The organism is Bradyrhizobium sp. Ken64 (assembly GCF_055807555.1).
In genome coordinates this window covers 410525-424830 of the sequence record NZ_JBVVPA010000003.1, presented here as the reverse complement: position 1 = coordinate 424830, position 14306 = coordinate 410525, and the positions used below count along the sequence as shown (strand labels likewise).

The 14306-nt window shown below is 65.8% G+C and carries 14 protein-coding genes; 6 read left to right on the top strand and 8 right to left on the bottom strand.

Features of this window, described 5'->3' with window-relative positions:
• The first annotated feature begins 83 nt into the window (after window positions 1-83).
• Window positions 84-1328 carry an amidase gene (locus AC0L2F_RS07890; RefSeq protein WP_473248016.1) on the top strand — a complete coding sequence of 415 codons (1245 nt, stop codon included), beginning with the start codon at window positions 84-86 and terminating at the stop codon, window positions 1326-1328.
• On the opposite strand, the gene AC0L2F_RS07885 is transcribed toward AC0L2F_RS07890, so the two are convergent.
• The 4 genes from AC0L2F_RS07885 to AC0L2F_RS07870 all read right to left on the bottom strand — a co-directional run bounded on the left by AC0L2F_RS07885 (window position 1320) and on the right by AC0L2F_RS07870 (window position 5564).
• A complete protein-coding gene (locus AC0L2F_RS07885; RefSeq protein WP_473248015.1) occupies window positions 1320-2534 on the bottom strand; it encodes a patatin-like phospholipase family protein in 1215 nt (404 codons plus the stop codon). The genes AC0L2F_RS07890 and AC0L2F_RS07885 overlap by 9 nt on opposite strands.
• Window positions 2535-2680: 146 nt before the next feature.
• Window positions 2681-3277: a glycerol-3-phosphate 1-O-acyltransferase PlsY gene (gene plsY / locus AC0L2F_RS07880; protein ID WP_473248014.1), complete on the bottom strand. Its 597-nt coding sequence runs from the start codon at window positions 3275-3277 to the stop codon at window positions 2681-2683.
• 32 nt (window positions 3278-3309) lie between these two features.
• On the bottom strand, window positions 3310-4611 hold the full coding sequence (locus AC0L2F_RS07875; protein WP_035974174.1) for a dihydroorotase: 1302 nt from the start codon (window positions 4609-4611) through the stop codon (window positions 3310-3312).
• Window positions 4612-4616: 5 nt separating this feature from the next.
• A complete protein-coding gene (locus tag AC0L2F_RS07870) occupies window positions 4617-5564 on the bottom strand; it encodes an aspartate carbamoyltransferase catalytic subunit (protein WP_007603315.1) in 948 nt (315 codons plus the stop codon).
• Between the two features lie 171 nt (window positions 5565-5735).
• On the opposite strand from AC0L2F_RS07870, the gene AC0L2F_RS07865 reads away from it, so the two are divergent.
• From AC0L2F_RS07865 to AC0L2F_RS07850, 4 genes are read left to right on the top strand one after another with little or no spacing between them, the layout of a single operon-like run.
• Complete coding sequence (locus AC0L2F_RS07865; protein ID WP_167552303.1) at window positions 5736-7130, top strand: caspase family protein; 1395 nt, start codon at window positions 5736-5738, stop codon at window positions 7128-7130.
• Window positions 7127-7900 carry a M15 family metallopeptidase gene (locus AC0L2F_RS07860; protein ID WP_473248013.1) on the top strand — a complete coding sequence of 258 codons (774 nt, stop codon included), beginning with the start codon at window positions 7127-7129 and terminating at the stop codon, window positions 7898-7900. Before AC0L2F_RS07865 ends, AC0L2F_RS07860 begins: the two co-directional genes overlap by 4 nt.
• 20 nt (window positions 7901-7920) lie before the next feature.
• On the top strand, window positions 7921-9564 hold the full coding sequence (locus AC0L2F_RS07855) for an acyl-CoA dehydrogenase family protein (RefSeq protein ID WP_473248012.1): 1644 nt from the start codon (window positions 7921-7923) through the stop codon (window positions 9562-9564).
• Between the two features lie 23 nt (window positions 9565-9587).
• Window positions 9588-10352 (top strand): lysostaphin resistance A-like protein, encoded by a 765-nt coding sequence (locus AC0L2F_RS07850; RefSeq protein WP_473248011.1) that lies wholly within the window; start codon window positions 9588-9590, stop codon window positions 10350-10352.
• Between the two features lie 103 nt (window positions 10353-10455).
• Here the strand turns inward: AC0L2F_RS07850 and AC0L2F_RS07845 are convergent, their stop codons facing one another.
• Together AC0L2F_RS07845 and ruvX are read right to left on the bottom strand one after the other, a co-directional pair.
• On the bottom strand, window positions 10456-11379 hold the full coding sequence (locus AC0L2F_RS07845) for an AEC family transporter (RefSeq protein WP_035975064.1): 924 nt from the start codon (window positions 11377-11379) through the stop codon (window positions 10456-10458).
• Window positions 11380-11382: 3 nt separating this feature from the next.
• Entirely contained in the window at window positions 11383-11874 is a 492-nt protein-coding gene (gene ruvX, locus AC0L2F_RS07840; RefSeq protein ID WP_007603328.1) for a Holliday junction resolvase RuvX, read from the bottom strand.
• Window positions 11875-11920: 46 nt separating this feature from the next.
• Between ruvX and AC0L2F_RS07835 the strand changes: the two genes are divergently transcribed.
• On the top strand, window positions 11921-12139 hold the full coding sequence (locus AC0L2F_RS07835; RefSeq protein ID WP_007611216.1) for a hypothetical protein: 219 nt from the start codon (window positions 11921-11923) through the stop codon (window positions 12137-12139).
• A gap of 48 nt (window positions 12140-12187) precedes the next feature.
• On the opposite strand, the gene AC0L2F_RS07830 is transcribed toward AC0L2F_RS07835, so the two are convergent.
• Together AC0L2F_RS07830 and AC0L2F_RS07825 are read right to left on the bottom strand one after the other, a co-directional pair.
• Window positions 12188-13123, bottom strand: coding sequence for a cyclase family protein (locus tag AC0L2F_RS07830; RefSeq protein WP_007611215.1), 936 nt, complete (start codon window positions 13121-13123; stop codon window positions 12188-12190).
• A 215-nt stretch (window positions 13124-13338) separates the two neighbouring features.
• Window positions 13339-14229 carry a LysR family transcriptional regulator gene (locus AC0L2F_RS07825; protein ID WP_007611214.1) on the bottom strand — a complete coding sequence of 297 codons (891 nt, stop codon included), beginning with the start codon at window positions 14227-14229 and terminating at the stop codon, window positions 13339-13341.
• Window positions 14230-14306 lie beyond the last annotated feature (77 nt).

The window sequence follows — 14306 nt, the reverse complement described above, 5'->3', positions numbered from 1 at the left end:
CCTGAGGGCGTGGGCAACCGTGTCGTGCGCTTGCGCGGCGTCGGCTCGATGCTAAAAGCGATACCAATAAGAAGGGTATTGCCATGATCTCACTCGCCGATCTCCAGCGCCGCATCGAAGCGGGCGAGCTTTCGCCCGAGGCCGCCATCGCGCAATCGCATGCGGCGATCGAGGCCAGGGAGAAGGACGTCCACGCCTTCGTCCGTCACGACAGCTCCGCGAAGGCGCAAGGCGCCGGGCCGCTGCGCGGCATCGCGGTCGGGATCAAGGACATCATCGACACCGCCGATTTTCCGACCGAGATGGGATCATCGATCTATCGCGGCTGGCAGCCGCGCGCGGACGCGCCTGTCGTGATGATGCTGAAGCGGGCGGGCGCCACCATCATCGGCAAGACCACGACCACGGCATTCGCCTCGCGCGATCCGACCCCGACGCTCAACCCGCATAATCTCGGGCATACGCCGGGCGGCTCGTCCTCGGGCTCGGCCGCGGCCGTCGGTGCCGGCATGATCCCGCTGGCGCTGGGCACCCAGACCGGCGGCTCGGTGATCCGTCCCGCCGCCTATTGCGGCACCGCCGCGATCAAGCCGTCGTTCCGGATGCTGCCGACGGTCGGCGTCAAATGCTATTCGTGGGCGCTCGACACGGTCGGCCTGTTCGGCGCGCGCGCGGAAGATCTTGCGCGCGGACTGCTCGCGATGACCGGCCGCACCGAATTCGCCGGCATCGTTCCGGCGAAAGCGCCGCGCATCGGAGTCGTCAGGCAGGAGTTCGCCGGCGACGTGGAGCCGGCCGCGGAGGAGGGGCTGCAAGCCGCGATCAAGGCGGCGACGCGGGCGGGCGCCAGCGTGCAGAACATCGATCTGCCGCAAGCGGTGCAGGAGGCCTGGCGCATTCATCCGATCATTCAGGACTTCGAGGCGCATCGCGCGCTCGCCTGGGAATTTTCCGAACGCCACGACGAGATCGCACCGATGCTGCGCGCCAGTCTCGATGCGACGGTCGGTCTCACACCCAGGGACTACGACGACGCACGCCGGATCAGCCGTCGCGGGCGTCGCGAGCTTGGCGAGTTGTTCGAGGGGTTCGACGTGCTGCTGACCTATTCGGCGCCGGGCACGCCGCCGGCCAAGGAGCTCGCGAGCACCGGCGACCCCCGCTACAACAGGCTGTGGACGCTGATGGGCAACCCTTGCGTCAACGTGCCGGTGCTCAAGGCCAATGGCCTGCCGATTGGCGTGCAGGTGATCGCGCGCTTCGGCAACGACGCGCATGCGCTGGCGACGGCGTGGTTCCTGGAGCGGGCGCTGGCGAAATCAGGCTAGCGCAGGTTCGAGGGCGACGGTGCGCTGGCCGGATGCGGCCGGCGCTGCGCTGTGATCGGTACCTTGCTTGAGCCAGCGACCGGCGGCCTCGCGGCCGCTGCGGTGAAGCGCGCGAATGAAGCCGCGGCCGAGATCGGTGGACGAGCGCTGCGCCAGGCCGTCGACGAAATCTTCCGCGGCGATCCTGGAGAGCCGCAGCGACGATGCGGCCTGCGATTGCGCCCATTCAATCGCCGCGATCTCGGCATTGAGGGCGGCGTTGGCCGCGATCTGGTCCAGCCTGCGGTCGATCGCGGCGAGCGTGATCGGCACGTAGCTGTCGCGCGCCGGCGTGACCTGGACCAGCAGGATTTCGGCGCTCGTCGTGTCCTGCAGGAGCCGCAGCAGGGGCGGGTTGCCGCCGAGGCCGCCGTCCCAATAAGCCTCGCCATCGATCTCCACCGCGCAATGAACCAGTGGTGGACAGGTCGAGGCCAGCGCGACGTCTGCGGTAATCACGTCGTTGCTAAAGATCTGCTGCTGCCCGTCGCGGATTCGGGTCGCTGCGATCAGAAGCTTCGGGCAACGCGCATCGCGCAACGCGGAAAAGTTGATGTCGCGCGACAGCGCCTGCCGCAGCGGATCGAGATCGAACGGATCGAACTGGCCGGAGCGCAGCGTCGGACCGAACGCGACCGAGCTTCCCGCCGGCGAGAAGCCGCCGATCAGCATCAGCGATCGGAACGAGGCCTCGTGCATCAGCCGGATCCAGAACCGGTTCAGCCGCGCGCGGGCGCCTTCACGGCCACCCTCGGCGAAACCGGAGGCGAGCAGCAGTGCGTTGATGGCGCCGGCGCTGGCACCGCTGATGGTCTCGATCGCGATGGATGGCTCTTCCAGCAGACGCTCCAGCACGCCCCAAGTGAAAGCGGCGAAGGTGCCGCCGCCCTGAAGCGCCAGCGACAGTTTTTGCGGAGGCCATGAGTTAGCAGGGGGCCGCGCGGGTTCAATTGGTGCAGCAGCAATCACAGCCTCAACTGTCAGAGGAGCTTGCGCGATGCGAGCAGGCGGCGGCGCTGGTGGCGCAACGGGCAGAGGCTTGGGAGCAGGAGCCGGCGAGGGCCCAGCGGACCAGATATCCGTCGTCGAGAGCAGCCGGCTTGCTGCGGTGCAGGCAGCACCTCGCAAATCGCCATCGTCTTGCGCGCTGACAATCTTCTCGCTCATTCTGAGCAACCGCTTAGAGCCATGCCCACGATCAGGGCCAAGGCCTGGAACCCGTTCGTCCATACAGCCGTGATTCGGCTGCAAGTTGCGAACACCATTTGCGATATAACGCAGAAGGGGTGCCGCGGTATCCGTGGATTCCCGGCTTATGCCTTCTCGCCGATGCGGCTTTCCTTGCCCGATTGCAGCCGCTTGATGTTCTCGCGATGAGCGTAGAACAACAGCAGCGTCAGCACCGCCGCCAGCGCGGCGAGCGCGGGTTGGCCGAACCACAGCAGGAACAGCGGGGTGATGAACGAGGCCACCAGGGCCGAGAGCGAGGAATAGCGGGCGGTAAAGGCAGTCGCCAACCAGAGCAGGCAGAACACCACCGCGGCCGGCCAGAACAGCCCGAGCATGATGCCGATATAGACGGCGACGCCTTTGCCGCCTTTGAACTTGAGCCAGACCGGGAAGAGATGGCCGAGGAAAGCGCCAAGCCCGGCCAGGATCGCGGCATTGGGACCGGCGATGTAGCCGGCGATCACCACCGCCACGGTGCCCTTGAGCGCGTCGAACAGCAGGGTTGCGGCGGCAAGGCCCTTGCGCCCCGTGCGCAGCACGTTGGTGGCGCCGATGCTGCCGGAGCCGATCGAGCGGATATCCTGTGTGCCGGCGAGTTTCGTCAGGATCAGTCCGAACGGAATCGAGCCGAGCAGGTATCCGATGACGAAAGCCACCGGCAGAAACAATTCAAGCGCCATGTCTGCAAATTCCTTGGCTGCAGCTCCGCACGTCAGACGTGCTCGTACACCGTCCGCCCGCCGACAATGGTGCGCACCACGCGCCCTGTAAAGCGGGCCTCGTCGAACGGCGTGTTCTTGCAGGGCGATTTGAGGTCGGCGGGATCGACCACCCAGGGAACATCGGGGTCGATCACGATGACGTCGGCGGGGCTGCCCGTGCGCAGGGTTCCGCCAGGCAATCCCAAAATCTCGGCCGGCCGCGTCGACATCGCCCGGATCAGCGTCTTGAGGTCCAGCTCATCATTGTGCACGAGGCGAAGGCCCGCCGGGAGCATGGTCTCCAGCCCGATGGCGCCCGGGGCTGCTTCCGCGAAAGGCAGGCGCTTGACCTCGACGTCCTGCGGATTGTGGTCGGACATGATGACGTCGACGAGGCCGGAGGCGACGGCGGCGACCAGCGCGCGGCGGTCGTCCTCGGTGCGCAGCGGCGGCGACAGCTTCAGGAACGAACGGTAAGGGCCGATGTCGTTCTCGTTCAGCGCAAGGTGGTTGATCGAGGCCGAGGCGGTCACGGCGAGGCCGGCGTCGCGGGCGCGCTTGAGCACGTCGAGCGACTCGATGCAGGTCAGTGAGGCCGCGTGATAGCGACCGCCGGTGAGCGCGACCAGGCGCATGTCGCGCTCCAGCATCACGGCCTCCGCCGCGTTCGGGATGCCCATCAGGCCGAGCCGCGATGCGAACTCGCCCTCGTTCATCACGCCTTCGCCGACGAGATCGCGATCCTCGGTGTAGTGCACGATCAGCGCGTCGAAATCGCGCGCGTAGGTCAAGGCGCGGCGCATCACCTGCGCATTGATCACGCTCTTGTCGCAGTCGCTGAAGGCGATCGCGCCGGCCGCCTTGAGCAGGCCGAACTCGGTCATCTCCTCGCCGCGCATGCCCTTGGTCAGCGCCGCCATCGGCTGAATGTTGACGATGGCGGTGTCGCGGGCGCGACGCATCACGAAGTCCACGGTCGCCGAATTGTCGATCACCGGCAAGGTGTCGGGCTGGCAGATGATGGTGGTGATGCCGCCGGTCGCTGCCGCCTGGCTCGCGGACGCAAAGGTCTCGCGATGGCTGAAGCCGGGCTCGCCGACGAAGGCGCGCATGTCGATCAGGCCGGGTGCGACGATCTTGCCGGCGCAGTTGACGACATCGGTGCCCTCGGGGACGCCGGCAGCGCCAATGCCGCGGCGGGCCTCTCGGATGATGCCGTCGGCGATCAGGACATCGCCGGGGCCATCGAAATCCCTGCTGGGGTCGACGACGCGGGCGTTGGCAAGCAGGATGGGTCGGCGGTCGGTCAACATGAGCATCACGCGTTCGGCAGGTTGCGGGCGAGCGCTTCCAGCACCGCCATGCGCACGGCCACGCCCATTTCCACCTGTTCGCGGATCAGGGACTGCGCGCCGTCAGCAACCGCAGTGTCGATCTCGACGCCGCGGTTCATGGGGCCGGGATGCATGACGAGGGCGTCTGGCTTGGCGTAGGCGAGCTTCTTCTGGTCCAGCCCGAAATAATGGAAATACTCGGAGGTCGACGGCACGAAAGAGCCGTTCATGCGCTCGCGCTGGAGCCGCAACATCATCACGATGTCGGCACCGTTGAGCCCCTCGCGCATGTCGCGCGCGACCTCGACGCCCATCCGCTCGATGCCGGGCGGCAGCAGCGTGGAGGGGCCGACGACGCGGACGCGGGCGCCCATCGCGTTGAGCAGGATGATGTTGGAGCGGGCGACGCGCGAATGCAGCACGTCGCCGCAGATCGCGACCACGAGGCCTTCGAGCCGGCCCTTGTTGCGGCGGATGGTCAGCGCATCGAGCAGGGCTTGCGTCGGATGCTCATGCGCGCCGTCGCCGGCGTTGATCACGGAACCGTCGACCTTGCGGGCCAGCAGTTCCACCGCGCCCGAGGCGTGATGGCGCACCACCAGGATATCCGGGTGCATGGCGTTGAGCGTCATGGCGGTGTCGACCAGCGTCTCGCCTTTTTTGATGGATGAGGAGGACACCGACATGTTCATGACGTCGGCGCCCAGCCGTTTACCGGCGAGCTCGAACGAGGATTGGGTCCGGGTGGACGCCTCGAAGAAGAGGTTCACCTGCGTCCGTCCACGCAGGACGGTGCGCTTCTTGTCAACCTGGCGGTTGAGCTCGACATATTCTTCGGACAGGTCGAGGAGGCCGGTGATGTCGGCCGCGGAAAGGCCCTCGATGCCCAGCAAATGCCGGTGGCCGAGGACGAAGGTCGATTTCGATGTCATTAAAGCGAGAGCTATAGGCGGGGATGGCCGGGGGGGCAAGGACCAAAGCCCGGGCGGGGAGTTATCCCCCGACACTTGCCGGAGGGAGGGCTCCGCCAGCCCGTGTTCGGGGCTACCGCTTTGCACTAGACTCGCGCCATTCGTTGCGTCACGGGCCGGATCATGACGGACATGCGGTATTTTAATCGACTGGTGCGCAATGCTGCTGCGCTGGCGGCGGTTTGCCTTGTCGGTGTGGCGACACCGGCGCTGGCGGAGAAGCGCGTGGCGCTCGTGATCGGCAACGACCTCTATCCTAACCTCCCGCCGGACCGTCAATTGAAGAAGGCGACCAATGACGCAACCACCATCGCGGATGCGCTGCGATCACTCCGTTTTGAGATCGTGCTGGGGACCAACCTCGGCCGCCAGGGCATGATCGACCGGCTCGCGGATTTCACCGCGCGGCTCGAGCCGGGCGATACCGCTGCCGTGTTTTATGCGGGGCATGGCGTTGCGATCGCCGGTGTGAACTACCTCGTGCCGAGCGATGTGCCTGCTGTCACCGAGGGCGCTGAAGCGCGGGTGCGCGGCGCCTCAATCGCGGAGCCCGATGTGATCGCGGAGCTCCAGGCGAAGTCGGTGCGCGTGGCCTTCGTCGTCATCGATGCCTGTCGTGACAATCCGTTTCCGCGCGCCGCGGGTCGTTCGATCGGGAACACACGAGGGCTCGCTGATGCCCGGCCCGCGCGCGGGATATTCACACTCTATTCGGCGGGGATCGGCCAAACCGCGCTCGACCAGCTCGGCAGCAACGACACGGCTCATAATTCGGTGTTCACGCGGATATTCGTCGAGCAGCTGAAACGGCCCGAGCTGCATCTCGGAGATCTCGCGGTTGAGGTGCGCGAACGCGTGGCAGCTCTAGCGCTGATGGCGACCGATGGCGGCGGCCAACCCGCGCCGCACGAGCAAACACCGGCCTATTACGACCAGACCCTCGGCGGGCGCATCTATCTCTGGGCGCCGCTGTCGTCGGAGCGGCCAGTGGCGGGCATGCTGGTGAAGCCGCAGGCCGGGCCTGCGGTCGCGGAGCGCGCGACCATGCGTCCACCGCGCCCTTCCGCGCCTGGTGAAAGCTGCGCCCGCAGCGGCTTTGAAACTTATTGCGTCAGTTCGATGCTAAAGCCGCAATTCGGCAATTCATACGGCGCGACGAACCTGTTTGACGCCTCGACGGGGACGGCCTGGGTCGAGGGCGCGCCAGGCAACGGTATTGGCGAATGGGTCACGGTCGAGTTCGAAACCCTGCGGCGGGTCAAATCGATCCATGTGCAGAACGGCTACCAGAAGAGCCCCGACATATTTGCCAAGAACAATAGGGTTCGCCAGCTCCGCGTGTTGTTCTCCGGCGGCGAGTCGCAGATCTTCATCCTCGACGACAAGCTGTCGGCGCAGCTGCTGGGATTGCGCTCGCCAATAGCCGCCTTTTGGCTGAAATTCATCATCGACGACGTCTGGGCCGGCAATAAATACACGGATACCGCGATCACAAAACTTCTGGTCAACTCGGATACGGTGCAATGACCGCAAAGACTAGGATCGCGGCGCGCGCAGCGCTTATTGGGCTGCTTGCGACGTCGGCCCTCGCGCCGGTGCGGGCACAGACATTGCCCGGCGGTTTCGTCTATTTGCGCGACATCGACCCCAGCATCATCCAGGACATCCGCTACGCCACCTCGAACAATTTCGTCGGCCGTCCGCTCGCCGGCTACGGCGCCGGCGAATGCGTGGTGAAGCGGGAGGTGGGCCTGCGGCTGAAGGCGGTGCAGCAGGAACTGGCGGCGCAAAATCTCTCGCTGAAGATGTTCGACTGCTACCGGCCGGCGCGGGCCTCGCTCGACATGGTCAAGTGGTCGCAGAACGGCCACGAGACCGCCGCCGAGCGGCGCTACAATCCCAAAATTCCCAAGACCGAGCTGTTCCGCCTCGGCTACATCGCAAGCCGCTCGCAGCATTCGACGGGTGCTGCGCTCGACCTCACGCTGGTCGATCTCAAGGCCGACAATTTAGGCAAATACGACCCGTCAAAGGCCTACGCCGACTGTACCGCGCCGGTCGAGTCGCGCCCGCCCGAGGGCAGCGTCGACATGGGCACCGGCTATGACTGCACCGACGTGAAAGGGCACACCGCCGCACCGTCGATCAGTCCGGACCAACGCGCCTGGCGCAAGCGGCTCGTGGCAGCGATGGCGAGGCAAGGCTTTGTGAACTATGCGAAGGAGTGGTGGCACTTTTCACTGCCGGGGGCGGGAGGGGCGGCCTATGATTTCCCGATCCAGCCCCGGCGGAACTGATTCCGCGCCGAGGACACGAGATGACCCAGCCCAGCTTCGCGACCCACGAGGTCTTCAACCAGTCACCGCAGTTCGATGACGTCGATCTGTTCGCCGCGGACCAGCCGCTGGTCGCGGCGGTCAGGACCAATGGCGGTGCGGCCGCGGAACGGGAGCTCTCGGAGTTCGGCAAGCATTGGGGCTCGGCTGCGATGGCCGATCGCGGGCGCGTCGCAAACGAGAACACGCCGAAGCTGCGCAGCTTCGATGCCAAGGGCAATCGGCGCGACCAGGTCGAGTTTCACCCGGCCTATCATGAACTGATGGCCCACAGCGCCCGTGCCGGCGTGCACAATTCGACCTGGACCGCGGATGGAAGACCCGCGGGCGATGCCGCCGAGGTCGTCCGCGCGGCAAAATTCTACATGGCCGCGCAGGTCGAGACCGGCCATCTCTGCCCGATCACGATGACGCGCGCCTCCGTGGCGGCGCTGGCGATGCAGCCTGATCTGCTCGCCAGGGTGATGCCGGTGCTGTCGACGAAAAGCTACGATCCCACCTTCGCGCCGTGGTGGGAGAAGCGCGGCATGACGCTCGGCATGGGCATGACCGAGAAGCAGGGCGGCACCGACGTGCGCGCCAACATGACGCGCGCGGTGCGCGACGGCGATGCCTACCGCATCACCGGCCACAAATGGTTCATGTCGGCGCCGATGTGCGACGCCTTCCTTGTGCTGGCCCAGGCCGACCAGGGACTGACCTGTTTCTTCATGCCGCGCTTCGCGCCGGATGGCTCGGTGAACGCGATCCAGTTCCAGCGGCTGAAGGACAAGCTCGGCAACCGCTCCAATGCGTCGTCCGAGGTCGAGTTCGTCGGTGCCTATGCGGAAGCCGTCGGCGACGAGGGCAAGGGCATCCGCACCATCATCCAGATGGTGCAACTCACCCGGCAGGATTGCGCGATCGCCTCGGTTGGCCTGATGCGCTCGGGGCTCGCCCACGCGCTGCATCACGCCCGGCACCGCAGCGTGTTCCAGAAACATCTAGCCGATCAGCCCTTGATGCAGGCCGTGCTCTCCGACATGGCCTTGCACGTCGAAGCAAGCACAGCCTTGGTGATGCGGCTCTGCCGCGCCTTCGATCGGACGCCGCACGATCCGGCTGAGGCCGCCTACATGCGGCTGCTGACGCCTGCGATCAAATACTGGACCTGCAAGAGCGCGCCGCCGTTCCTCTACGAAGCCATGGAATGCCTCGGCGGCAACGGCTATGTCGAGGACGGCGTTCTGGCGCGGCACTACAGGGAGGCCCCGGTCAACGCGATCTGGGAAGGTTCGGGCAACGTCATGTGCCTCGACGTGCTGCGCGCGCTCTCGCGCGAGCCGGAGGCGGCGATGGCGGTGCTGCAAGCGCTTGCTGCCGAAACGAACGGTCTGCCAGGGGCAGGTGATGCCGTCTCGTTCATCGGCAAGACTTTCCGACGCTCGGACGGCGAACGCGTCGCGCGCCTTGCGGTCGAGAAGCTGGCGCTGCTTGCGGCCGCCGCCGCCCTCAACGGCCTGTCACCGCGTCAAGCCGAACTGTTCGCCGCCACGCGCCTCGCCACGAACCACGCCAGCATGTACGGCGCGGTCGATCTCGAGAGCGGCGATGTACGCGCGCTGCTGGAGCGGGCGCTGCCGTGAGCCTTCCTAACGAAAGCGCTTTAATGGACTCTCTCAATCCCGATCAGCCTCCGCTCACCGAGACGCCGGCGCCACCGCGCGTCTGGAAATTCTGGGGCACGGCACTGTGGGGCATCGCTATCTTCGCAGCCATGTTCGTCGGGCAGATCGGGGCCATCGTCTATCTGGTCTGGGTCGCCCGCGACCCCATCGACCTCGCGTCGATGCAGCACGTCGGCGGCGAGCCGGCGTCGCTCGCGTTGTCGGTCACGATGGGCCTGCCGGCGACGCTGGTCGCCGTGTGGCTGGCGATCCGCATCAAGAAGGCCTCCTTCGTCGACTATCTCGCGTTCTATTGGCCGTCCTGGAAGCAACTCCTGTTCGGCGCCGTCGGGCTGATCCTGATCGTGGTGGCCTGGGAGACGATGTCGCGGAGTCTCGGCCGCGAGGCGACGCCGGGCTTCATGACCGATCTGTTGAAATCCGGCCGTGACAAGGGCGCCGCCGTGATGCTGCTGTTCGCCTTCAGCGTGGCGGCGCCGATGTCCGAAGAGGTTTTGGCGCGCGGCTTTCTCTACCGCGGCTGGTCGGCGAGCTTCCTGCGCGTCCCCGGCGCGATCATCCTCTCGTCGCTGGTGTGGACGGTCGTGCACCTGCAATACGACCTGTACTTCCTCGCCGAGGTCTTCTCCATCGGTCTCTGGTTCGGCTACATGCGCTATCGCAGCACCTCACTGTGGCTCACGATCGTGCTGCATGCGCTGAACAATCTGACGGCGGTGGTGCTGACGATGTGGTTGGGGAGCTGAGGCCCCATACTCCGTCATTGCGAGCGAAGCGAAGCAATCCAGAATCTTTCGGCGGAGACAGTCTGGATTGCTTCGTCGCAAGAGCTCCTCGCAATGACGAGTTCTAGGCCACCAGCGCGATCGCGATCGGCATGGTGATCGCCGCCAAAATCGTCTGCAGCGTGATGATCTGCGCCAGTAGCGGTGCATCGCCGCCCATCTGGCGGGCCAGCACATAGGCGCTGGTCGAGGTCGGCACCGCGGCGCAGATCGCGACGATCGCGAGGCTGTCGCCGGACAGTCCGAACCAGACGGCGAGCACCAGCGCGATCACGGGCATCAGCACCAGCTTGAACACCACGCCGATAGCGGCACCCGTGCTGGGGCGCAGCAGGCCTTCAAGATGCAGGCCGGCGCCCGTGACGAGCAGGCCGATGGCGAGCGAGGAGCGGCCAAGTGCGTCCGCCACCTCATGCCAGATCTTCGGCAGGGGCAGATGGATGACGTTGACGACGAGCCCGATCACGCAGGCCCAGATCAGGGGATTGCGGACAACCGTCATGACAACGGTGCGCGCGGATTGCTTCTCCGGCGCTGCGTAGTGGGCGAGCACCGCGACGCTGAGGACGTTGACCAGCGGAATGATCGCCACCATCGCGACGGAGGCGAGCGCCAGCCCGACCTCGCCGAACATATTGGCGGAAACGGACAGCGCCACATAGGTCTGCCAGCGGATCGCGCCCTGGAAGATCGAGGTGAAGGCGGGGCCGTCGATATCGAGCCGCGACAGGGCCGGGCGGAGCGCGAGGCAGAGCAGCGACATCGCGAGCGCCGAGAGCAGCAGCGCGCCGCCGACGCCTGCGACCGGGACCTTGGACAAGTCGGCCTTCACCAGCGTCTGGATCAGCAGCATCGGAAACAGCACGAAATAGGTCAGCCGCTCCAGCCCGTTCCATTGCGTATCGAGCCGCATCAGCGTGCGCTTCAGCACCACGCCAAGGACGATCAGGATAAAGACGGGGAGGAGCGCCGCGATCACGACGGCCATGGATCAGTCAGGCCCCGGGGCTGCGCGCAGATTGGCGAGGCGGTCGAGCGCGCCTTGCAGGATGAAGATCGCGGCGTGCTCGTCGATCACTTCGGCGCGCTTGGCGCGGCTGACGTCCATGCCGATCAGTTCGCGCTCGACCGCGGCGGTCGACAGGCGCTCGTCCCAGAGGCCGATCGGCAGCGCGGTCAGGCCGGCGAGGTTGCGAGCAAAGGCCCGGGTGGATTGCGCGCGCGGGCCCTCGCTGCCGTCCATGTTGATGGGCAGGCCGAGCACGAAGCCGACGGCCTTGCGTTCACTGGCAATCGCGAGCAGCCGAGCGGCATCCTGCTTGAACGCCTTGCGCTGGATCGTCTCGACGCCGGTCGCCAACCGACGGTCCGGATTGGACACGGCAACGCCAATGGTCTTGGTACCCAGATCAAGGCCGACCAACCCGCCGCGTTCGGGCCAGTGGGTTGCAGCATCGACGAGAGGCAGGATAAGAGCCGGCATGGGATTAGCGCATATCACGCGTCGCGCTGCGGAGTGAACCCGGAACATGGATGCGCTGACATTATTCGGCTTGTTCGCCGTGACAGCCATGCTGGTCACTTACGCTCTGGAAGACCGCAGCCACTGGTTCGTGCTGCTGTTCGCAATGTCCTGCGTGCTCGGTTCGGCTTACGGCTTCCTGCAAGGGGCCTGGCCGTTCGGCGTGGTCGAGGCGATCTGGGCCGTCGTGGCGCTGCGGCGGTGGCATCTCAGGCCGGAGAGATAGGCCGGGCGAGGGCGTCTGCGGACTGCAGGCTCCTCGCCCGGTATCGGATCAACGGATCGCGATCGGGTTGATCATCGCCTGCACGCCGCCGGTCCAGCGCGGCTGGCCCAGCACGAACAGGAATTCGTAGCCCTTGTCTCGGGCGAGCGCGGCCGTGTCCATGTTCTCGAGGATGTAGGTCCCGTTCATCGCGAGCAGGATCTGGTGCACCTCGAACACGTTCTTGGATTCGAACGGCAGCACCTCGAGCGCCCAGGTGTCGGCACCGATCGCGACGACACCCTTGCTGGTCAGGTATTTTGCGCCTTCGACGCCGAGACCGGGCTCTCCGGCCGAATAGCGCTTGTCGTCCTTGCCGATCAGGCTGAGCCAGCCGGTGTGGAAGATGACGACGTCGCCCTGGCGGATCTCGACGCCCTGCTTCTTGGCAACCTCGTCGATCTCCTTGACGTTGAAGGCGGTGCCTTCCTTCACGATGTCGGTGCCGTAATAGGCCGCCATGTCGAGCAGCACGCCGCGGGTCACGATCGGCGGGACCTTCTCGATCCCGAGCTTCTTCAACCCGTTCGGGTCGGCGAAGTCGGCGAGCTTGTTGCCGTTGTAATAGACGTGCTCGACGCCGAGATGGCCGAGGCCGTCGATCTGGCTGCCGATGCCGACCCAGGTGTCCAGGATATCGTCGTTGTAGGTCGCCTTGTTGGGACCGAGACCCGGGATGCCGGCCTGTCCGGGTTGCACGATGGTGAGCTTGAATGCGCGCGGCGGATAGGCGGGCGTTTGTGGTGTAACGGGAATGCCGAGTGCGTAGGTCTTTCCGGTCTTCACCAGAGATGCAGCCTTCAGCACGAGTTCGGGCGTCATGTAGTTGGCGGCACCGATCTCGTCGTTCGGTCCCCATTTCGACTTGGTCCAGTCCTGGGCGCTTGCTGTTTCGATCGTCGCAGACAACGCGGCGACACAGCACAACACGAGCGTATTGCGCATCGATAGTCCTCCCGATGTTTTTGCCGATGTTTGGCTTCGTTATGATTTCGCGCTGGCCAGTCGCTCATCCTAACGTAGAAAAGCCGCGGGCTTCAAAACTTTTTGGGGGGCCATGCTGCGGCGGCTGAACGCAGCACTCACCGCGCGCAGCGTCGATTGAATTAAGTGCGACACATTTGTGACATTGAATTTCGCGCGGTGGAACGCGCTGGTATTCAGGCCGCGATGACCTCGTCGTCTTGCTTGAGGCAGGCGGCAAACCCGTTCAGCGCGCTGGTTTGATGTCCGGCACGACGCTGGATGAAGAGCGTCTCGACCTGCGCGTGCGAATGGCTCAGCGCGTGGATCGACACGCTGCCGTTGATCGCACTGCGTTCGACCACGGCGCGCGGCAGCAGCGTCACGCCCATGTCGGCGGCGACGCAGCCGATCATGCCGTCGAGCGTGCCGAGCTCGAAGCGTGCGGCCGACGGCCAGCCGAACTCGACAAAGATCTGTTCCAGCCGCTGCCGGTAGGTGCAGCCGGTGCGGAACGCCAGCGCGGTTGGACCGGATTCCGGCGTGCCGGCGCGCAGCTCGGCGAGCGTGGCCCAGCGCCGCGCGCTCACCAGCACCAGCTCTTCGCGGAACGCGCTTGTCGCGGTGAGATCTGCATGCGCGATCGGACCTGCGACGAAGGCGCCGTCGAGCGTGCCTTCGAGCACGCAAGCGACGAGGTCGGCGGTGGGCGCGGTGCGCAGGCTCAGCCGGACGGCGGGAAAGCGGTGATGAAAGTCCGCGAGCAATGGCGGCAGCCGCACCGCCGCGGTCGTTTCCATCGAGCCGATCGCGAGCGGTCCCTTGGGCTCGCCGTCGTCGCAGGCGGCGAGCACGGCCTCGCGCGCTAGTGCGGACATCCGTTGCGCGTAGGGCAAAAGGCGCTTGCCCGCTCCGGTCAAGGTCATGCCGCGGCTATGGCGTTCGAACAGCGGCGTGCCGATCTCGGCTTCCAGCGCCTTGACGCGCTGGGTGACGTTCGACTGCACCGTGTTGAGCTCTTCGGCAGCGCGGGTGATGCCCCCGGTACGGGCGACGGCAGCGAAGGTCTGGATGTCGCTGAGTTCCATAATATCGTTTCTCTTTTGAGATGGCAGCGTTCGCAAGAATTCAATTTTAGAGAATGGTATTCGCGCCTAGTCTCGGT